This is a genomic window from Streptomyces sp. HNM0575 (assembly GCF_012726265.1).
GTDB lineage: Bacteria > Actinomycetota > Actinomycetes > Streptomycetales > Streptomycetaceae > Streptomyces.
Genome location: NZ_JAASAG010000008.1, coordinates 1 through 18,293, shown reverse-complemented (window position 1 = coordinate 18,293; position 18,293 = coordinate 1). Strand labels below are relative to the sequence as shown.

The following is an 18,293-nucleotide window of genomic DNA, read 5'->3' as shown; positions in this document are numbered from 1 at the left end:
CGACGTCAGCACCGCCGGAGTCCGAGCCCGGCGCTGCGCCCCCGCCCCCGCACCCGGTCCGCGTGCTCGTCGCCGAGGACCAGCTGTCCGTACGCGCAGGGCTCGTGCTCATCCTGCGCGGCGCCCACGGAATCGAGGTCGCCGGCGAGGCGGGCGACGGCGAGGAAGCGGTGCGCCTCGCCCGCGAACTGCGGCCCGACATCGTGCTGATGGACGTCCAGATGCCCCGCCTCGACGGCGTCTCGGCCACCGCGCGCATCACCGGCGAGCAACTGGCCGACGTGCTGGTGCTGACCACCTTCGACCTCGACGAGTACGTCTTCGGGGCACTGCGCGCGGGCGCCTCCGGCTTCCTGCTCAAGGACAGCGAGGCGTCGCAGGTCGTGGACGCCGTACGCACCGTGGCGCACGGCGACGGCATCATCGCTCCGGCCGTGACCCGGCGGCTGATCGCCGAGTTCGCCCGCACCGGAGGCACGGGAAGGACGCCGCTGCCCGGGTCCGCGCCGGGCGCCCACCCCGGCCTGCATGAGCTGACGCCCCGCGAGCAGGATGTTCTGCGCTGCCTCGGCCAGGGCCTCTCCAACGCGGAGTCGGCGCTGCGGCTGGGACTGGCGGAGGCGACGGTGAAGACCCACGTGAGCCGGCTGCTGGGCAAGCTGGGGCTGCGCAGCCGTACCCAAGCGGCGGTGCTGGCACAGGAGTCGGGCCTGACCGGAGGCTGATCGCCCGCCTCCGGCGCGCTGCCCGGGGGCGGAACGGAACTGGCGGGACGGGCCCGCGGGCACCTCATGGACGGGCCCCGGCCGCAAGCGTTTGCGGGCCACGCGGACAATCGAGACGTGAACGATGTGACGAAGGCGCCCCCGCACACCCGGCGGACGGGACCACGATGGGCGGAGTGATAGCGGGCTTCGGCGTCATAGCCTGCGTCATCGTCACCGGCTATGTGCTCGGCAGGCGGGGCCTCCTCGGCAGCAGCGGGCCCGAGATCCTCACCAGGCTCGCCTTCCATGTGGCCACGCCCGCCCTGCTGTTCGAGACGATGGCGAAGGCCGACCTCCGGGTCCTCGTCTCGGACCAGATCCTGATCACCGCGCTCACCACGTTCGCCGTGGCGGCGCTCTACTGCGCGGCGGCCGCGCTGCGCCGGTGGCCACCCGGCGAGAGCACCGTCGGCGCCATGTGCGCGTGCTACGTCAACGCCGGCAACCTCGGCATCCCGATCTCCGCATACGTACTGGGCGACGCCTCGCTGGTCGCCCCCGTGATCCTCTTCCAGCTGCTGGTTGTCTCACCGGTGGCGCTCACCGCGCTCGACGTCTTCTCCGCGCCTTCCGGCCGCGAGCCCGGCGAACGCCCGGGCGTCATACGCGTGTTGACGACGCCCCTGCGCAACCCCATCGTGATCGGCTCGCTCGGCGGCGTCGCCGTCGCGGCCACGGGCGTGCGGCTGCCGGCGCCCGTGCTCGAACCGTTCCACCTGGTCGGCGCGATGTCCGTGCCCGCCGTGCTGCTCGCCTTCGGGATGTCCCTGCGCGGCAGCGCCGTACTCTCACGCGAGCACGACCGGTCTCCGGTGCTGCTCGCGGTGGTGCTGAAGACGGTGGTCCAGCCGCTCGTCGCGTGGGCGCTGGGAGCGGGCGTCTTCCAGCTGCCGCGTGCCGCGCTGTTCGCGGTGGTGGTGACCTCGGCCCTGCCGTCGGCGCAGAACCTCTTCGCCTACGCGTCGCGCTACGGCACGGGCACGCGCCTCGCCCGCGAATCGATCCTCGTCTCGACGCTGGCGGCGGCCCCGGCCCTCGTCCTGGTCGCGGCCCTGCTGGGCTGATCAGACTGCGGCGCCGGCCGCGCCCCGTGCTGCGGCGGACTCACGCAGAGCCCTCAGGCGACATTGACGCGCTGGCCGGGCGGCGCCGCCTCCAGCCAGGCGAGAAAGCCGGTGAGCGCGTCCTCGCTCATGGCCAGTTCGACGCGGGTGCCGTGCAGGGAACACGCGAGGATCACGGCGTCGGAGAGCAGCGCCAGCTCCTCCTCGCCCTCCGGATCCCGGCGTTGCAGCACCTCGATGCAGTGGCGCTCCAGAAAGCGGCGGGGACGCGGTGCGTAAGAGAAGACGCGGAACCACTCGATCTGGTCGCCGTTGTAGCGAGCGACGCCGTACGCCCAGCCCTTGCCGCCGCCCACACCACGGCCCCCCGCACCGTGGCCGTCCGCGCCCGCGGTGCCCTGTGCGTCCCCGGGCCCCTGCCCCGCCCCGCGGTCCGCGTCGTCGCCGGCCGCCTCGCCGGCGTACTCGGCGAGCGGCGCGGGAGCGTTCCAGCGCAGATTGCAGTCGAAGGTGCCGCCCGAGCGCTGAAGCAGACGGCGCCGCAGACCGAAGGCGAACAGGCCCGCCAGCGCCAGCAGCAGGGCCACGCCGCACAGGGACAGAACGAGGACCATCATCACCGACCTCCTCGCACTCTCTCGTACCACGCGTGGCGCGGTGCTCGCGGAGCCGAAGGACCTCGTGGATCCCGCGTCCCCCTCTGTATGGGCTCAGCCGCGGGTCGCTCCGGGATGGTGACCCGGAACAGCCCGCGGCTGAGCTTCGTACCTGTCGTGCCCGGCTCCGCGCCCGGCGTCGGCCGCCTCCTCAGCGGACCGCCACCGCTCGCATACGGACCTCGGCACGCCGTTCGGCTGCGGAGTCTTCCTCCGACTTGGCCCGCTCCAGCGCCCGCTCCGCCCGGTCGGTGTCGATCTCGTCGGACAGCTCGGCGATCTCCGCCAGCAGCGACATCTTGTCGTCCGCGAAGGAGATGAAGCCGCCGTGCACCGCCGCGGTGACCGTGCCCTCGCCGGTCTCCCCGGCGGTACGGATGATCACCGCGCCGGGCTCCAGCACGCCGAGCAGCGGCTGGTGGCCGGCCATGACGCCGATGTCGCCGGACGTGGTGCGCGCGACGACCAGGCTGGCCTCGCCGGACCAGACCTTGCGGTCCGCGGCGACCAACTCGACGTGCAGCTCAGCCACTGTGGCTCCTTCGTAGGTTAGGAAAAGGATAAGGGGTGCGGGAACGGCGCCGGACCGAAGGGCTGTGCCCCGCGGTCCGGCCCCGCCCGGCGCCGGACCCGTACGTCAGGAGACGCCGAGGTCCTTGGCCTTGGCCTTCAGGTCGTCGAGGCCGCCGCACATGAAGAACGCCTGCTCCGGATAGTGGTCGAAGTCACCGTCGGCGATGGCGTTGAACGCGGTGATCGACTCGTCGAGCGGCACGTCCGATCCGTCGAGACCCGTGAACTGCTTCGCCGCGTGGGTGTTCTGCGACAGGAAGCGCTCGATACGGCGGGCCCGGCTGACGGTGAGCTTGTCCTCCTCGGACAGCTCGTCGATGCCGAGGATCGAGATGATGTCCTGAAGGTCCTTGTACTTCTGGAGGATCCCGATGACGCGGTTCGCGCAGTCGTAGTGCTCCTGCGAGATGTAGCGCGGGTCCAGGATCCGGGACGTCGAGTCCAGCGGGTCCACCGCCGGGTAGATGCCCTTCTCCGAGATCGGCCGCGAGAGCACCGTCGTCGCGTCGAGGTGCGCGAACGTGGTGGCCGGGGCCGGGTCGGTGAGGTCGTCCGCGGGCACGTAGATCGCCTGCATCGAGGTGATGGAGTGGCCACGGGTCGAGGTGATGCGCTCCTGGAGCACACCCATCTCGTCCGCCAGGTTCGGCTGGTAACCCACCGCGGAGGGCATGCGGCCGAGCAGGGTGGAGACCTCGGAACCGGCCTGGGTGAAGCGGAAGATGTTGTCGATGAAGAACAGCACGTCCTGCTTCTGCACATCGCGGAAGTACTCCGCCATGGTCAGACCGGCCAGGGCGACCCGGAGACGGGTGCCCGGCGGCTCGTCCATCTGCCCGAAGACCAGCGCGGTCTGCGGGAGCACGCCGGACTCGGCCATCTCGTCGATGAGGTCGTTGCCCTCACGCGTGCGCTCGCCGACGCCGGCGAAGACGGAAACACCCTCGTGCAGCTTCGCCACACGCATGATCATTTCCTGGATGAGGACGGTCTTGCCGACGCCGGCGCCGCCGAACAGGCCGATCTTCCCGCCCTTGACGTACGGGGTCAGCAGGTCGACGACCTTCAGGCCCGTCTCGAACATCTCGGTCTTCGACTCGAGCTGGTCGAAGGCCGGTGCCTTGCGGTGGATGGACCAACGCTCGGTGACCTCGGACTCGGCCTCGGGGTCGTTGAGGATCTTGCCCAGGGTGTTGAACACCCGGCCCTTGGTGACGTCGCCGACGGGGACGGTGATGCCCTCGCCGGTGTCGGTCACCTCGGCCTGGCGGACCAGGCCGTCGGTGGGCTCCATGGAAATGGCCTTGACGAGGCCCTCGCCGAGGTGCTGAGCGACCTCCAGCGTGAGGGTCTTCTTCTTGCCGGCCTGAGCCGGGTCGGCGACCTCGACGGTCAGCGCGTTGTAGATGTCCGGCATCTGGTCGACGGGGAACTCCACGTCGACCACCGGGCCGATGACGCGTGCGACGCGGCCCGCCGCCGTCGTCTTCTCAAGAGTTTCGGTCATGGTTAGCGGTCACTCCCCGCAGAAGCGTCAGCCAGCGCGCTCGCGCCACCGACGATCTCGCTGATTTCCTGGGTGATGTCGGCCTGGCGGGCCGCGTTGGCAAGCCGCGTCAGCGACTTGATGAGGTCTTCGGCGTTGTCCGTCGCCGACTTCATCGCACGGCGCGTGGCCGCGTGCTTCGAGGCGGCGGCCTGGAGCAGCGCGTTGTAGATGCGGCTCTCGACGTACCGCGGAAGCAGCGCGTCGAGCACCTGCTCGGCCGACGGCTCGAAGTCGAAGAGCGGACGGACCTCCGGGCCTCGCTTGATGTTGTCCTGGATGACCCCGGCCGACTCCTCCGCGGTCGCCTTCAGCGTGAGCGGCAGCATCCGGTCGCTGACCGGCGTCTGCGTCATCATCGAGACGAACTCCGTGTAGACGATGTGGAGTTCGTCCACGCCGTTCTCCGCGCCCGTGTCCGCCGTGATCGCTTCGATCAGCGGCGCGGCCACGGCCTTGGCGTCCGCGTAGGTCGGGTTGTCGGTGAAGCCGCTCCAGGACTCCTTGATCACACGCTCACGGAAGCGGTAGTACGTCACACCGCGGGTGCCCACGATGTAGTTGACGACTTCCTTGCCCTCGCCGATCAGCCGGTTGGTCAGCCGGTCGGCCGCCTTGATGGCGTTGGAGTTGTAGCCGCCCGCCAGTCCGCGGTCGCTCACGATGAGCAGGACCGCGGCCCGGGTCGGGCGCTCCGCCTCCGTGGTGAGGGTGTGCTTCACGTTCGAGCCGGTGGCGACCGCGCGCACGGCGTTGGTCAGCTCCTCGGCGTACGGCTCGGAGGCCGCCACCCGGCGCTGCGCCTTGATGATGCGCGAGGCGGCGATCATCTCCATCGCCCTGGTGATCTTCTTGGTCGCCGTGACGGACTTGATCCGCCGCTTGTAGACCCTGGTCTGAGCGCCCATGCTCAGTCCTCGCCCAGCAGCTTGCCGTCCGAGGTCTCGAACTGCTTCTTGAAGGAGTCCACCGCTTCGCCGAGCTCCTGAAGCGTGTCGTCGGACATCTTGCCGCCCTCGACGATGCTGGTCAGGAGGCCCTTGTTCTCGCGGTGCATGAACTCCAGCAGCTCGCGCTCGAACCGGCGGATGTCCTCGACGGGGACGTCGTCCATCTTGCCGTTGGTGCCGGACCAGACGGAGACGACCTGGTCCTCGGTCGAGAACGGCTGGTACTGGGCCTGCTTGAGCAGCTCCGTCATCCGCTTACCGCGCTCCAGCGCGCCCTTGGAGGCGTCGTCCAGGTCGGAGCCGAAGGCGGCGAACGCCTCCAGCTCGCGGTACTGGGCGAGGTCCACACGGAGCGAACCGGTGATCTGCCGGATCGCCTTGTGCTGCGCGGAACCACCGACGCGGGAGACCGAGATGCCGACGTTCAGCGCGGGCCGCTGGCCGGCGTTGAACAGGTCGGACTCCAGGAAGCACTGGCCGTCGGTGATGGAGATGACGTTGGTCGGAATGAACGCCGACACGTCGTTCGCCTTCGTCTCGACGATGGGCAGACCCGTCATCGAGCCCTTGCCCATGTCGTCGGAGAGCTTGGCGCAGCGCTCCAGCAGACGGGAGTGGAGGTAGAAGACGTCGCCCGGGTAGGCCTCCCGGCCCGGCGGGCGGCGCAGCAGCAGGGACACGGCGCGGTAGGCGTCGGCCTGCTTGGTCAGGTCGTCGAAGACGACGAGCACGTGCTTGCCCTGGTACATCCAGTGCTGGCCGATGGAGCTGCCGGTGTACGGGGCGATGTACTTGAAGCCCGCCGGGTCGGACGCCGGGGCCGCGACGATCGTCGTGTACTCCAGCGCACCGGCCTCCTCCAGGGCGCCGCGCACGGACGCGATGGTGGAGCCCTTCTGGCCGACGGCGACGTAGATGCAGCGGACCTGCTTGTCCGGGTCGCCGGAGCGCCAGTTGTCGCGCTGGTTGATGATCGTGTCGACGCACAGCGCGGTCTTGCCGGTCTGCCGGTCGCCGATGATCAGCTGACGCTGGCCGCGGCCGATCGGGGTCATGGTGTCGACGGCCTTGTAGCCCGTCTCCATCGCCTCGTGGACCGACTTGCGGTCCATGACCGAGGGGGCCTGGAGCTCGAGGGCGCGGCGGCCCTCGGACTCGATGTCGCCCAGGCCGTCGATCGGGGCGCCCAGCGGGTCCACGACGCGGCCGAGGTAGTTGTCGCCGACCGGAACCGACAGGACCTCGCCGGTGCGGCGCACCTGCTGGCCCTCCTCGATGCCGCTGAACTCACCGAGGATCACCGCACCGACCTCGCGCTCCTCGAGGTTGAGGGCGAGGCCGAGGGTGCCGTCCTCGAACTTCAGCAGCTCGTTCGCCATGGCCGAGGGAAGACCCTCGACCTTCGCGATGCCGTCGCCGGCAACGCTGACCGTTCCGACCTCTTCGCGCGAGGCCGCGTCCGGCTCGTACGACTGGACGAAATTCTCCAGCGCGTCCCGGATCTCATCCGGCCGGATCGTGAGCTCCGCCATCTGGGTTCCCTGCTCTCCTTGTTGGGACCGTATCGATCTTCTACGGCCCAACTCGGGCCGCTAAGTGATGCTGTTGAGTTGGTGTGGCGCGGCCGCCGCCGCGCCCCGGGGCCGTCCTCAGCCGGCCAGCCGCCGCTCGGCCTCGCTGAGCCGGTCCGCGATGGAGCCGTTGATGACCTCGTCGCCCACGCGCACCCTGATCCCTCCGAGGATCTCCGGGTCCACGTCGAGATTCAGATGCATCTGGCGTCCGTACAGCTTCGCCAGCGCCGAACCGAGACGCTGCCGCTGCTGGTCACTGAGCGGCACCGCGGAGGTGACGACGGCCACCGACCTGCCGCGTCGCTCCGCCGCCAGCCGGGAGAGGGCCTCCAGCCCGCCTTCCAGGCTACGTCCTCGCGGCTGGGCCACCAGCCGCGTGATCAGCCGCTCCGTGGCCTCCCTGGACTTGCCGCCGAGCAGCGTGTGCAGCAGCTGCACCTTCGCCGAGGGCGCGGCCTTCTCGCTGGTCAGCGCCGTCCGCAGCTCGGGAGCCGAGGCGACGGTGCGCGAGAACCGGAACAGCTCGTCCTCGGTCTCGTCCAGCGTCCCGGCACGCTCCGCGGCGATGAGCTCGGCGGTGTCCGCCAGCTCCTCCGCCGCGTCCACCAGGTCACGCGGGGCGGACCAGCGGGACCGCACCATCCCGGAGACCAGGTCGACGGTCGCCCCGCCCACCTGCTCGCCGAGCACGGTCGCTACCAGCTCCGCCTTGCGCTCGCCGCTGCGCGACGGGTCGGCCAGCACACGGCGCAGCGCGACCTCGCGGTCCAGCAGCGCCGTCACCACGGCCAGCTCGTCCGCGAGGACCTTCGGGTCGGCCGACGTGCTGTCGGTCAGCGCCGTCAGGCTCTCCCGGGCTGCGGCGAGTGCGTCACGGCTCGCGCCGATCATCGTGCGGCCTCTGCCTTCTCCTCGAGGTCCTCGAGGAAGCGGTCGACGACGCGGCTCTGCCGTGCGGCGTCCTCAAGGGACTCGCCGACGACGCGGCCCGCCAGGTCGGTGGCCATGCGCCCGACCTCCTGGCGCAGCGCGACCGTCACCTGGCGGCGGTCCGCCTCGGTCTGCGCGTGGCCCGCGGCGATGATCGCGTCACGCTGCCGCTGCCCCTCCTCGCGCATCTCCGCGATGATGGACGCACCCTGCTCGCGGGCCTGCTCGGTGATCCGGGCCGCCTCGTGGCGGGCCTCGGCGAGCTGGGCCTTGTACTCCTCGAGTGTCTGGTTCGCCTCGGTCTGGGCCTCCTGCGCCCGCTCCAGGCCGCCCTCGATCGCGTCCTGCCGCTCGTCCAGGGTCTTCTGGATGGTGGGCAGCAGCTTCTTACCGAGGACGCCGAAGACGATGAAGAAGGCGATCAGGCCGATGACCAGCTCCACGGGCTCGGGAATGAGCGGATTCTGCGCCCCCTCCTCGGCCAGGAAAGTCATCATGTCCGATCCTTTCGTCGAAAAATGGCTACGGGTCGTCCCGGCTTACTTGAAGATGAAGGGGACGACGAGGCCGAGGAGCGCGAGCACCTCACAGAGGGCGAAGCCCAGGAACATGTTGGTGCGGATGATGCCCATGGCCTCGGGCTGACGGGCCATGGCCTCGATGGAGTGACCGAAGACCACGCCGATACCGACACCGGGGCCGATGGCGGCGAGACCGTAGGCGACGGCTCCCAGGTTGCCCGTGACTCCGGACGCGGCGATGTTGACAAGCTCAGCAGACATCTTCTTCTTCCTGTGTGATGCGGTCCGCTGGGGTGGTTTCCAGCGAAGTTCCGTTCGTACGAGGGGAGTTCGGTGGGGCTGTCGGTCAGTGGGCCTCTTCGAGCGCACCGCTGATGTAGATCGCGGCGAGCAGCGTGAAGATGTACGCCTGAAGGAACTGGATCAGCACCTCGAAGGCCGTCATGCCGACCGCCAGGAGGAACGAGCCGCCCGCGGCGACCGCCAGGAACGACGGGGTGACCAGGTACCAGGCGGCGATGCTGAACATCACGATCAGCATGTGGCCCGCGAACATGTTGGCCCAGAGCCGCACCGCGAGGGTGAACGGCCGGGAGATCACGTTCTGGATGAACTCCAGGAGCACCATCAGCGGCACGAGGGGCTTGGGCAGCCCGCTGATCCAGACGAGGTTCTTGACGCCGCCCCTGAAGCCGTGGGTCTTGAACGTCAGGAACATGTACGTCACGAACACCAGCGCCGCGAGCGCCACCGGGTACGCGAAGTGCGACGTCGAGGGGAACTGCGCGAGCGGCACGATGGCCATGATGTTCATGATCCATACGAAGAAGAAGATCGACATCAGGAAGGGGACGTACTGCTTGCCCTTCCTGCCGATCACCTCGGTGGCGATGCTCCGCGCGACGAACTGGTAGCCGATCTCGCCGATCAGCTGGAGCTTCCCCGGGACCAGCTTCGGCTTGTTGAACGCGGCCCAGAAGAAGCCGACGACGATCACCATGGAGACGACGGCGATCAGGCTCGGCTTGTTGAACTCGACGCCGCCGACGGTGAAGAGCGGCTTGAACTGGAACGAGTGGAGGCCCGGCGCGGGAAAGGCGCAGCCTGCGTTGATGTGGCAGTCGGTGTTAGCCAGCAGCGTTAGGGCGCTCACCCGTGACTCCTTCGTCGTGACGCATAAGTGACGGCAACCTTGTGTGTCAGCGCGGCTGGTGAGACCGCTTTTCGGCACGGGGGACAGAGTGTGGCGGTGCCACTGCGGTCGACTCGGAGAGTGCACCGAGGACCGGGCACCCGGGATCCACGCTGCGGCCACAGCTGGGGATCCGAGTACACCGCAGGCCGCCGGGGCGCTGCGCTCCTCAGACGAGCGGGCCCCACACGGCCGGATGCGTTTCCGGACGATAGCAGATGCGGATCAAGCCCTTTCCGCCTCCCCTCACCTCTCATCGCGCGACTCCGAACTCCCCTTGCGCGCGGGCTCTTCGGCCGGCACGGAAGGCACGGGATCGACGTAGAGCATCCTGCTCGTGAGGCTGTGGCGGACCTGGCCTCCCACCCACGCCAGGGCGGTGACGAGCAGAGTGAGGGCGAACGCCCGGCTGTTGAAGAGCGTGGTCCCGCTGAAGACGATGATGAAGACGCCGATCATGAGCATCTGCACCGTGTAGACCAACATCCCCGCCATCATGGTCACTTGGGGCTTGTCCTGGGTGAGGCGCATGAGCGCCGCGAACCCGAGTCCGAAGAAGACGGCGACGACCGCGAGCGCCACGAGGGCGCCGATGAGACCCTTCCCACCGGCCAACACCGCACTGGCAACGGTGGCGACGAGTCCCACCGGGGCGGCGAAGACGGCCGCGCCCCGGAGGATCCGGGCATCGTTGGACTGCATGAGGGCAGCTCCGGCGAGGTCGGGGGCGATTTGATGCTTGTCCCGGCCGGTCACGGGCCGTGAGGCCGCAACCTGCCGATGACTGACCGCCGGTGACGACGCCCTTTCTCCGACTCGGATACGGACTCGGCGACGAGGGGGTCGAAACCGCAGTTCCGGGGCAGCGTCCACCGCTCCGGTCTCCGGCTCATCCGGCTTTCGTGAACGCTATCACAAACTATTTGATGAGGTCTTTACCTACTTGGTGTGCTCGCCGTCACACGCGGGGTCCGAACTACGGGCGCCCCGTTGATCGTTGCGGCCGATCGCGGTGGCGCCGTTGAGCCCCGCGAATGCGGGCTGAGGTGCGCTCTTCGCCTTTTCCGCGTTCTCGGCGCGGGCCGGCTCGGCCGAATTCCCGTTACCCGCGGCGAATTGCGCATTCTTCTCGAAATCGACCAAAGAAGGCGAATCGGACGGATTGCTGGATTCCGCTCCGGACGGGCTGGAGTTGTCCGTCACGCTTTCCGCGGCGGCCTCCATCGCGGGCTCATCCGCGGGCTCCCCCGCGGGCTCCCCCGCGGCACCCTCCGCGTGCATCGCGTCCTCCCCCGGACGCCGGTAGCGCGGCGGCACGAACGCATAGGCCCAGCGCGGCACTTGCGGCGTGAAGCGCGGCAGCAGCAGCACCACCAGACCGATCGCGCTCAGCAGCACGATGGCGAGCACGATCGCGAGGCTGGAGGACTGCACCGAGAACGCCACCGCGCCGAAGGCGATCAGCGCCGACCAGAAGTACATGATCAGCACCGCGCGGCTGTGCGAGTGCCCGATCTCCAGCAGCCGGTGGTGCAGATGCCCCTTGTCCGCCGCGAACGGCGACTCCCCGCGCCAGGTCCTCCGTACGATCGCGAGCACCAGGTCGGCGACCGGGATCGCGATGATCGTGAGCGGCAGCAGCAGCGGCATGTACAGCGGAACCATCGTGTGCACCGCGGACCGCACGGAACCGGTGTGCTGCACCATGAGGTCCGGATCGACCTGGCCGGTGATCGAGACCGCGCCCGCGGCCAGTACGAGACCGATCAGCATCGAGCCCGAATCGCCCATGAAGATCCGCGCCGGATGCATGTTGTGCGGCAGGAAGCCCAGGCACATGCCCATCAGCAGCACCGCGAAGAGCGTGGCGGGAGCGGCCGCTTCGACGCCGTAGCCGTACCAGATCCGGTACGCGTACATGAAGAACGCCGCGGCCGCGATGGTGACCATCCCGGAGGCCAGGCCGTCCAGGCCGTCCACGAAGTTCACCGCGTTGATGGTGATCACGACGAGCGCGACCGTCAGCAGCGTGCCCTGCAACTGGGTCAGTGCGACGTTTCCCACACCCGGGACGGGCAGCCACAGGATCGTGAGCCCCTGGAGCACCATGACGCCCGCGGCGATCATCTGCCCGCCCAGCTTGACCAGGGCGTCGACGCCCCACTTGTCGTCCAGTACGCCCAGCAGCCAGATCAGCCCGGCGCCGGAGAGCAGGGCGCGCGGCTCGTCGGAGAGTACGAACAGCTCGCCGATGTTGGTGAGTTGGGCGGCGACCAGCAGACCCGCGCACAGACCGCCGAACATCGCGATGCCGCCGAGGCGCGGCGTCGGCTCACGGTGCACATCGCGCGCCCTGATCTGCGGCATCGCCTTCGCCGCGATGGCGAACTTCCGCACCGGCCCGGTCAGTAGATAGGTGACCGCGGCCGTGACACAGAGCGTCAGCAGATATTCACGCACTGGCTCCCCAGGGGTTTCGCTGTTCCTTGGCCCCACACCATAGGACACCTGCGCGGGACCGGCGGTTTCAGATGGCGCCGTATCGGCTGTGGCCCGTACCGCGGCTGCGGCGCCTCACGTGCGGCGGCTCGGGGCGGGAACGCCCGTCAGCGCCGTGACGACGGGGTCCAGGGCCTTGCTGATCTCGTCGCCCACCGACCGGAAGTACGGGATGGGCGCACCGTACGGATCATGGATCTCGTCCGCCTCCGGGCTGGGCGCGAGCAGCCAGCCACGCAGCGCCGCCGCGGCCTGCACGAGCGCCTGTGCCCGCTCGACGACGCCCTCGGCGGAGCGCGCGTCGGGCAGCGTCGCCGCGTCTATGGCCCGTACGAGCCGGGTGAACTCCTTCAGCGTGAACGTGCGCAGCCCCGCCGAGTGCCCCATCGAGACGACCTGCGCACGGTGGTCGCGGGTCGCGGTCAGCACGAGGTCGGCGCGGATGACGTGTTCGTCGAGCAGCTCACGGCCGCGGAAGCCCTCCGGGTCCGCTCCGTGCTCCAGCAGCACCTCCGCCGCGTGGTCCTCCATCGGTGCGCCCTCGTGGCCCCAAGTCCCGGCGCTCTCCACGAGGATGCCGCCGCTGCGGCCGCCGCCGAGGCGCTCCGCCAGGGCATGACGCGTCAGCCGCTCGGTCAGGGGCGAGCGGCAGACGTTGCCGGTGGAGACGTGGAGGATGCGGAAGGTGCCGGCGGCGCCCGATCCCGTGGCCGGGCCCGCTCCGGGACCCGTTCCCGGTCCCGGGCCCGCGCCCCGGCCCGTACCGGGCCCGCTGCCGCCGCTTATGCCGCCGGGGTCCGCGGTGCCACGCCCGTGCGGGGTGTTCACTGCGGGCATCTCCCGGCCCGCCCGTACGCGAGAGCGCCGCCGGGCCGCAGCGTCCGCTCCGCCCGCACGGTCTCCGTCCGTACGACCGGCAACGTACGCTCCGCCCGTGCGGCCGCCCCCGCCGCGCTCACGACGCCACCTCCAGCCCTGGTACCACCTTGCGCAGCTCCTCGGCGCTCACCGCGCCCGCGCGCAGCAGCACCGGCGTCGTGCCGGTGACGTCGACGATCGAGGACGGGACCGAGTCGGCGGTGGGGCCGCCGTCGAGGTAGACGGCCACGGAGTCGCCCAGCATCTCCTGCGCGGCGTCGCAGTCCTGCGGCGCGGGATGGCCGGTGAGGTTGGCGGAGGAGACGGCCATCGGCCCGAACTCCTTGAGCAGCTCGATCGCGACGGGGTGGAGCGGCATCCGCACGGCCACGGTGCCGCGTGCGTCGCCCAGGTCCCACGTCAGCGACGGCTGGTGCCTGGCCACGAGCGTCAGCGCGCCCGGCCAGAAGGCGTCGACCAGCTCCCAGGCGGACTCGGAGAAGTCGGTCACGAGTCCGTGCAGCGTGTTCGGGGAGCCGACGAGCACGGGCGAAGGCATGTTCCTGCCGCGGCCCTTGGCCTCCAGCAGGTCGCCTACGGCGTCCGGACTGAAGGCGTCGGCGCCGATGCCGTACACGGTGTCGGTGGGCAGCACGACGAGCTCACCGCGGCGTACCGCCGAGGCGGCCTCGCGCAGGCCGGTCTTGCGGTCGGTCGCGTCGGTGCACTCATAACGCCGTGCCATCACGGCACCTCCCTGCGGGCTGTGGCGAATCGGGGCCTGTTGTTGAGGTCGGGGTGGTCCGCCGCATCGGCCCAGCCGCGGTCCTCGGTGAAGATCCAGGGGACTTGGCCGCCCTGGGTGTCGGCGTGCTCGATCACGACGAGGCCGCCGGGGCGCAGCAGCCGGTGTGCCGTGCGCTCCAGACCGCGGATCGTGCTCAGTCCGTCCTCCCCGGAGAACAACGCCAGCTCCGGGTCGTGGTCGCGGGCTTCGGGTGCCACATACTCCCATTCGGTGAGCGGGATGTAGGGCGGGTTGGAGACCACCAGGTCGACCTGGCCGTCGAGTTCGGGCAGGGCGTTCAGCGCGTCGCCCTGATGCAGGGTGACGCGGCTGCCCTCGACGTTCTTCGCGGCCCAGCCGTACGCGCCCTCGTCCAGCTCGACGGCGTGCACACGCGAGCGGGGCACCTCCTGCGCGAGAGCGAGCGCGATGGCACCCGAACCGGTGCACAGGTCGACGATCAGGGGCTCGGCCACGTCCATCGCGCGTACGGCGTCTATCGCCCAGCCCGCCACCGACTCCGTCTCCGGGCGGGGCACGAACACCCCCGGCCCGACCTGAAGTTCAAGGTAGCGGAAGAAGGCTCGGCCCGTGATGTGCTGAAGCGGCTCACGCGCCTCACGGCGCGAGACGGCCTCCCAGTAGCGGGCGTCGAAGTCGGAGTCGGCCACCAGGTGCAGCTCGCCGCGCTTGACGCCGTGCACGTACGCCGCGAGCTCCTCGGCGTCGAAGCGCGGCGAGGGCACCCCGGCGTCGGCGAGCCGCTGGGTCGCCTGTGCCACTTCGGCGATCAGCAGGCCGCGTGGGTTCTGGGGCCGCCCCCCGGACGAATGCAGCATCTTCTCTTCCGTACCAGCCGTCCGTACGCGCGCTTACTGGGCCGCGGCCAGCTTGGCCGCGGAGTCGGCATCGACGCAGGCCTGGATCACCGCGTCGAGATCGCCGTCGAGCACCTGGTCGAGGTTGTAGGCCTTGAAGCCGACCCGGTGGTCGGAGATCCGGTTCTCCGGGAAGTTGTACGTCCGCACGCGCTCCGACCGGTCCACCGTACGCACCTGGCTGCGGCGGGCGTCCGACGCCTCCTGGTCGGCCTCCTCCTGCGCGGCCGCCAGCAGCCGGGCGCGCAGGATGCGCAGCGCCTGCTCCTTGTTCTGGAGCTGGCTCTTCTCGTTCTGGCAGGAGACGACGATGCCGGTGGGCTCGTGGGTGATGCGCACCGCGGAGTCGGTGGTGTTGACGGACTGGCCGCCGGGCCCCGAGGAGCGGTAGACGTCGATCCGCAGGTCGTTCGAGTTGATCTCGACGTCCACGTCCTCGGCCTCCGGCAGCACGAGCACGCCCGCGGCGGAGGTGTGGATGCGGCCCTGCGACTCCGTGGCGGGCACGCGCTGCACACGGTGCACCCCGCCCTCGTACTTCAGCCGGGCCCAGACCCCCTGCCCCGGCTCAGTCGCGCCGCCGCCCCCCTTGGTCTTCACGGCGACCTGCACGTCCTTGTAGCCGCCGAGGTCGGACTCGGTGGACTGGATCAGCTCGGTCTTCCAGCCGACGCGCTCCGCGTAGCGCAGGTACATCCGCAGCAGATCGCCCGCGAAGAGCGCCGACTCGTCGCCGCCCTCCCCCGCCTTGATCTCGAGGATGACGTCCTTGTCGTCGCTGGGGTCGCGCGGCACGAGCAGCAGCCGCAGCTTCTCCGTCAACTCCTCGTGCCTGGCCTCGAGTTCCTTCACCTCGGCGGCGAAGTCCGGGTCGTCGGCGGCGAGTTCGCGGGCGGTGCCGATGTCGTCCCCCGCCTGCTTCCAGGAGCGGTACGTGGCGATCACCGGGGAGAGCTCCGCGTACCGCTTGTTGAGCCTGCGTGCGCGCGCCTGGTCGGCGTGGATCGCGGGATCGGCGAGCTGCTTCTCCAACTCGGCGTGCTCGCCGACCAGTTCCTCGACCGCCTCGAACATCGTTTGTCCCTTTACGTGAAGAAGGAAGTGCCAGGCAGCGCGAAAGAGCGCCGGCCCCTCACGCCCGGGGGGCGTGCCGAGGAGACCGGCGCTCGGGTGGTGCTACTTCTTGGCGGAACCGGCGCCCTTGCCGAAGCGCGCCTCGAACCGGGCCACGCGGCCACCGGTGTCGAGGATCTTCTGCTTGCCGGTGTAGAAGGGGTGGCACGCGGAGCAGATGTCGGCGCGGATCTGGCCGCCGCTCACGGTGCTGCGAGTCGTGAAGGAGTTGCCGCAGGTGCAGCTCACCTGGGTCTCTACGTACTCGGGGTGGATGTCGTGCTTCAAGGTGTCTCCTATTTCCTGGAGGGCACCGGGTCGGAGGACGGGCTTGTCCCCCGTGAACCGGGGCCGACGGTCCAGTCTGCCATCACTGGCCGTACCTCCCAAAACCGGGGGCGGGCGGAGGATATTCCCACCGGAGAGGCGTCGAGCGGCGCCGCGGCGGGGGTGCGGACGGGGCCGAGCGCCGGGTGCGGGCGGTGCCGCGCCCCCGGATATGAGCGGGTGCCGCTCACGGATATGAGCGCGGGCCCGGCAGCCGCGAGACCCCTCACCGAGCCGTGCCACCGGGCCTCAGCCGACGACGCTGCCGGCGTCGTTGCCGTCGCTCGCTGAGCCCTTCTCCGCGGACTTCGGCACGTCGGCGTCCCGCTTGATCGCGGCCCACATCTTCTCCGCCTTGGACTTGATCGGCACGACGCGGTTGGGGTCCTGCGGGTCGTAGGTGACCGGCAGCGTCGACATGTGGATGTCGTCGGACTTGATGCCCTTGAGCATGTTCGCCAGCCCCGCCAGATCCCCCACCGAGTCGAGGTCGGAGTCGGTGGTGACGGCCGAGGTGGCGCTGTCCGCGAGGTCGTAGAGCTTCTTCGGGCTGCTGAACACCCCGACGCTGTTCACCTGGTCCATCAGCGCCTTCACGAACGCCTGCTGGAGCTGGATGCGGCCCAGGTCGCTGCCGTCGCCGACGCCGTGGCGCGTACGGACCAGGCCGAGCGATTGCTCTCCGCCCAGCTTGTGCGGGCCCGGCGACAGGTTCAGATGGCTGTCCGGGTCCTTGATCGGCTTCTTGGTGGTGACCTCGACGCCGCCGAGGTCGTCGATCAGCTTCTTGAAGCCCGCGAAGTCGACCTCCGCGTAGTGGTCCATGCGTACGCCGGACATCGACTCCACCGTCTTCACCGCGCAGGCGGGACCGCCCGTCTCGTACGCGGAGTTGAACATCGCGCGCTGCGGCGGCGCGGTGCCGCCGCCGTCGTCCCGCTCGCAGCCGGGGCGCTCGACGACGGTGTCGCGCGGTATCGAGATGACGCTCGCCTTGTCGTGCTTCTTGTTGATGTGGACGACCATCGCGGTGTCGGAGCGTGCGCCGGGCTGGTCCTGCCCGTACCGGCCGTCCGTGCCGGACCGCGAGTCCGAGCCGAGCACGAGGATGTCCATCGACCCGTCCGGGGTGTCGCCGGGCCTGTGCTTGCCGAGCTTCGCGTCGATGTCGACGCCGGAGATGTTGCCGTCGAGCTTGAAGTAGGCGAAGCCGAGGCCGGTGCCGCCGAGCACGACAGCGGCCGCGGCGGTCCAGGCCGCCGCCTTGAGGATCCGGCGACGGCGCGTGTGTGGCGCGCGCCGGCGGCCGGAGGGGCGGATCGCGCCTCCGGTGCGGCGCCTCGCCCCGGGCCGTCCGCTCGTGCTGTCGTCCGCCATCGTCGCCTGCCTCAGTCCTCAAGTCCTGCCGTGGTGTGGATGTGCCGGAGTGGTCTGCCGTGGGTCGGCCGTGCCGGCTATGCCTTGTGTGTACGGCCGTTGCGAGTACGGCCCGTTGACGTGGAGCCCTGGGCTGCGCACGCCCGCTGCCTGCGGTGGTCCGCGCCGCCGTGGACTCCCCGTACGCGACCGGACTCCCCGTACCTGCGAGGTGCCGCCGGAGGGCGTGGGCACCGCCGCGGACGCCGTACGCGCCAGGGCGCCGCACGCGGGCCCGCACATCACGCGTATGTCACGCCAACGGGAAGGGTTGCACACCCGGTGACGGTGCCGCCCTCTCCACGAAGGCCGCGCCGGTTTCGCGTCGACGGGGCGCTCTACCTCCTGTGACCTGGGCAATCGCATCCTTGGGACCCGGCTCGCGAGAGCATGCGACGCCGGGTGGCCTGTGGTCAAGCTCTCAGCCCTCGTCACACAGGGCGAGGGCCGCCCCACCTGATGTGGTGGAACGGCCCTCGCTGTGTTGCCTTCCGGTGTTGCCCTCCGCGAACCGGTCTGCGGCTGTCAGTCGCCGCCGTTGCCGGGTGTGGGGGTGGTCTTCTGGATCTGGAGGAGGAACTCGGTGTTGGACTTGGTCTGCTTCATCTTGTCCAGCAGCAACTCGATGGCCTGCTGCTGATC

At 70.0% G+C, this 18,293-nt stretch carries 19 protein-coding genes; 2 read left to right on the top strand and 17 right to left on the bottom strand.

Going from position 1 to position 18,293, the window contains the following annotated elements; genetic code table 11:
- Positions 1-62 precede the first annotated feature (62 nt).
- Both HCC61_RS19485 and HCC61_RS19480 read left to right on the top strand, forming a co-directional pair.
- Positions 63-725 (top strand): response regulator transcription factor, encoded by a 663-nt coding sequence (locus HCC61_RS19485; protein WP_169137508.1) that lies wholly within the window; start codon positions 63-65, stop codon positions 723-725.
- Positions 726-892: 167 nt separating this feature from the next.
- Complete coding sequence (locus HCC61_RS19480; protein WP_169137088.1) at positions 893-1,831, top strand: AEC family transporter; 939 nt, start codon at positions 893-895, stop codon at positions 1,829-1,831.
- 53 nt (positions 1,832-1,884) lie between these two features.
- Here the strand turns inward: HCC61_RS19480 and HCC61_RS19475 are convergent, their stop codons facing one another.
- The 17 genes from HCC61_RS19475 to HCC61_RS19395 all read right to left on the bottom strand — a co-directional run bounded on the left by HCC61_RS19475 (position 1,885) and on the right by HCC61_RS19395 (position 17,612).
- Positions 1,885-2,451: a DUF2550 domain-containing protein gene (locus HCC61_RS19475; protein ID WP_346777285.1), complete on the bottom strand. Its 567-nt coding sequence runs from the start codon at positions 2,449-2,451 to the stop codon at positions 1,885-1,887.
- Between the two features lie 187 nt (positions 2,452-2,638).
- On the bottom strand, positions 2,639-3,019 hold the full coding sequence (locus HCC61_RS19470) for a F0F1 ATP synthase subunit epsilon (RefSeq protein WP_169137086.1): 381 nt from the start codon (positions 3,017-3,019) through the stop codon (positions 2,639-2,641).
- A 105-nt stretch (positions 3,020-3,124) separates the two neighbouring features.
- Positions 3,125-4,567, bottom strand: coding sequence for a F0F1 ATP synthase subunit beta (gene atpD / locus HCC61_RS19465; protein ID WP_169137085.1), 1,443 nt, complete (start codon positions 4,565-4,567; stop codon positions 3,125-3,127).
- 2 nt (positions 4,568-4,569) lie between these two features.
- Complete coding sequence (locus HCC61_RS19460; protein WP_169137083.1) at positions 4,570-5,514, bottom strand: F0F1 ATP synthase subunit gamma; 945 nt, start codon at positions 5,512-5,514, stop codon at positions 4,570-4,572.
- 2 nt (positions 5,515-5,516) lie between these two features.
- A complete protein-coding gene (gene atpA, locus HCC61_RS19455; RefSeq protein ID WP_169137081.1) occupies positions 5,517-7,088 on the bottom strand; it encodes a F0F1 ATP synthase subunit alpha in 1,572 nt (523 codons plus the stop codon).
- A gap of 117 nt (positions 7,089-7,205) precedes the next feature.
- Positions 7,206-8,021, bottom strand: a complete 816-nt coding sequence (locus HCC61_RS19450; RefSeq protein WP_169137079.1) for a F0F1 ATP synthase subunit delta — start codon at positions 8,019-8,021, stop codon at positions 7,206-7,208.
- On the bottom strand, positions 8,018-8,557 hold the full coding sequence (locus HCC61_RS19445; RefSeq protein WP_169137077.1) for a F0F1 ATP synthase subunit B: 540 nt from the start codon (positions 8,555-8,557) through the stop codon (positions 8,018-8,020). Before HCC61_RS19445 ends, HCC61_RS19450 begins: the two co-directional genes overlap by 4 nt.
- Before the next feature lie 42 nt (positions 8,558-8,599).
- Positions 8,600-8,842 (bottom strand): ATP synthase F0 subunit C, encoded by a 243-nt coding sequence (gene atpE, locus HCC61_RS19440; protein ID WP_169137075.1) that lies wholly within the window; start codon positions 8,840-8,842, stop codon positions 8,600-8,602.
- 85 nt (positions 8,843-8,927) lie between these two features.
- Positions 8,928-9,734, bottom strand: a complete 807-nt coding sequence (gene atpB, locus HCC61_RS19435) for a F0F1 ATP synthase subunit A (RefSeq protein WP_169137073.1) — start codon at positions 9,732-9,734, stop codon at positions 8,928-8,930.
- 285 nt (positions 9,735-10,019) lie between these two features.
- Positions 10,020-10,475, bottom strand: coding sequence for a hypothetical protein (locus HCC61_RS19430; protein WP_206322733.1), 456 nt, complete (start codon positions 10,473-10,475; stop codon positions 10,020-10,022).
- 237 nt (positions 10,476-10,712) lie between these two features.
- Entirely contained in the window at positions 10,713-12,233 is a 1,521-nt protein-coding gene (locus tag HCC61_RS19425) for an undecaprenyl/decaprenyl-phosphate alpha-N-acetylglucosaminyl 1-phosphate transferase (RefSeq protein WP_169137071.1), read from the bottom strand.
- 114 nt (positions 12,234-12,347) lie between these two features.
- Positions 12,348-12,950 carry a protein-tyrosine-phosphatase gene (locus HCC61_RS19420; protein WP_346777304.1) on the bottom strand — a complete coding sequence of 201 codons (603 nt, stop codon included), beginning with the start codon at positions 12,948-12,950 and terminating at the stop codon, positions 12,348-12,350.
- A gap of 277 nt (positions 12,951-13,227) precedes the next feature.
- Positions 13,228-13,875, bottom strand: coding sequence for an L-threonylcarbamoyladenylate synthase (locus HCC61_RS19415; protein ID WP_169137067.1), 648 nt, complete (start codon positions 13,873-13,875; stop codon positions 13,228-13,230).
- Positions 13,875-14,756, bottom strand: coding sequence for a peptide chain release factor N(5)-glutamine methyltransferase (gene prmC, locus HCC61_RS19410; protein ID WP_169137065.1), 882 nt, complete (start codon positions 14,754-14,756; stop codon positions 13,875-13,877). Before prmC ends, HCC61_RS19415 begins: the two co-directional genes overlap by 1 nt.
- 33 nt (positions 14,757-14,789) lie before the next feature.
- Positions 14,790-15,869, bottom strand: coding sequence for a peptide chain release factor 1 (gene prfA, locus HCC61_RS19405; protein WP_169137063.1), 1,080 nt, complete (start codon positions 15,867-15,869; stop codon positions 14,790-14,792).
- Between the two features lie 102 nt (positions 15,870-15,971).
- The gene (gene rpmE / locus HCC61_RS19400; RefSeq protein ID WP_169137061.1) at positions 15,972-16,196 is read right to left on the bottom strand and encodes a 50S ribosomal protein L31; all 225 of its coding nucleotides are present in this window, start codon (positions 16,194-16,196) and stop codon (positions 15,972-15,974) included.
- A gap of 288 nt (positions 16,197-16,484) precedes the next feature.
- On the bottom strand, positions 16,485-17,612 hold the full coding sequence (locus HCC61_RS19395; RefSeq protein WP_169137059.1) for an LCP family protein: 1,128 nt from the start codon (positions 17,610-17,612) through the stop codon (positions 16,485-16,487).
- Positions 17,613-18,293: the final 681 nt, after the last annotated feature.

What these genes read in the sequence shown, in the direction of transcription:
- HCC61_RS19480 (WP_169137088.1), top strand. Translation starts at nt 893, where the DNA reads ATGGGCGGAGTGATAGCGGGCTTCGGCGTCATAGCCTGCGTCATCGTC.
- atpD (WP_169137085.1), bottom strand. Translation starts at nt 4,567, where the DNA reads ATGACCGAAACTCTTGAGAAGACGACGGCGGCGGGCCGCGTCGCACGC.
- HCC61_RS19460 (WP_169137083.1), bottom strand. Translation starts at nt 5,514, where the DNA reads ATGGGCGCTCAGACCAGGGTCTACAAGCGGCGGATCAAGTCCGTCACG.
- atpA (WP_169137081.1), bottom strand. Translation starts at nt 7,088, where the DNA reads ATGGCGGAGCTCACGATCCGGCCGGATGAGATCCGGGACGCGCTGGAG.
- HCC61_RS19450 (WP_169137079.1), bottom strand. Translation starts at nt 8,021, where the DNA reads ATGATCGGCGCGAGCCGTGACGCACTCGCCGCAGCCCGGGAGAGCCTG.
- HCC61_RS19445 (WP_169137077.1), bottom strand. Translation starts at nt 8,557, where the DNA reads ATGATGACTTTCCTGGCCGAGGAGGGGGCGCAGAATCCGCTCATTCCC.
- atpE (WP_169137075.1), bottom strand. Translation starts at nt 8,842, where the DNA reads ATGTCTGCTGAGCTTGTCAACATCGCCGCGTCCGGAGTCACGGGCAAC.
- HCC61_RS19430 (WP_206322733.1), bottom strand. Translation starts at nt 10,475, where the DNA reads ATGCAGTCCAACGATGCCCGGATCCTCCGGGGCGCGGCCGTCTTCGCC.
- HCC61_RS19415 (WP_169137067.1), bottom strand. Translation starts at nt 13,875, where the DNA reads ATGGCACGGCGTTATGAGTGCACCGACGCGACCGACCGCAAGACCGGC.
- prmC (WP_169137065.1), bottom strand. Translation starts at nt 14,756, where the DNA reads ATGCTGCATTCGTCCGGGGGGCGGCCCCAGAACCCACGCGGCCTGCTG.
- prfA (WP_169137063.1), bottom strand. Translation starts at nt 15,869, where the DNA reads ATGTTCGAGGCGGTCGAGGAACTGGTCGGCGAGCACGCCGAGTTGGAG.
- HCC61_RS19395 (WP_169137059.1), bottom strand. Translation starts at nt 17,612, where the DNA reads ATGGCGGACGACAGCACGAGCGGACGGCCCGGGGCGAGGCGCCGCACC.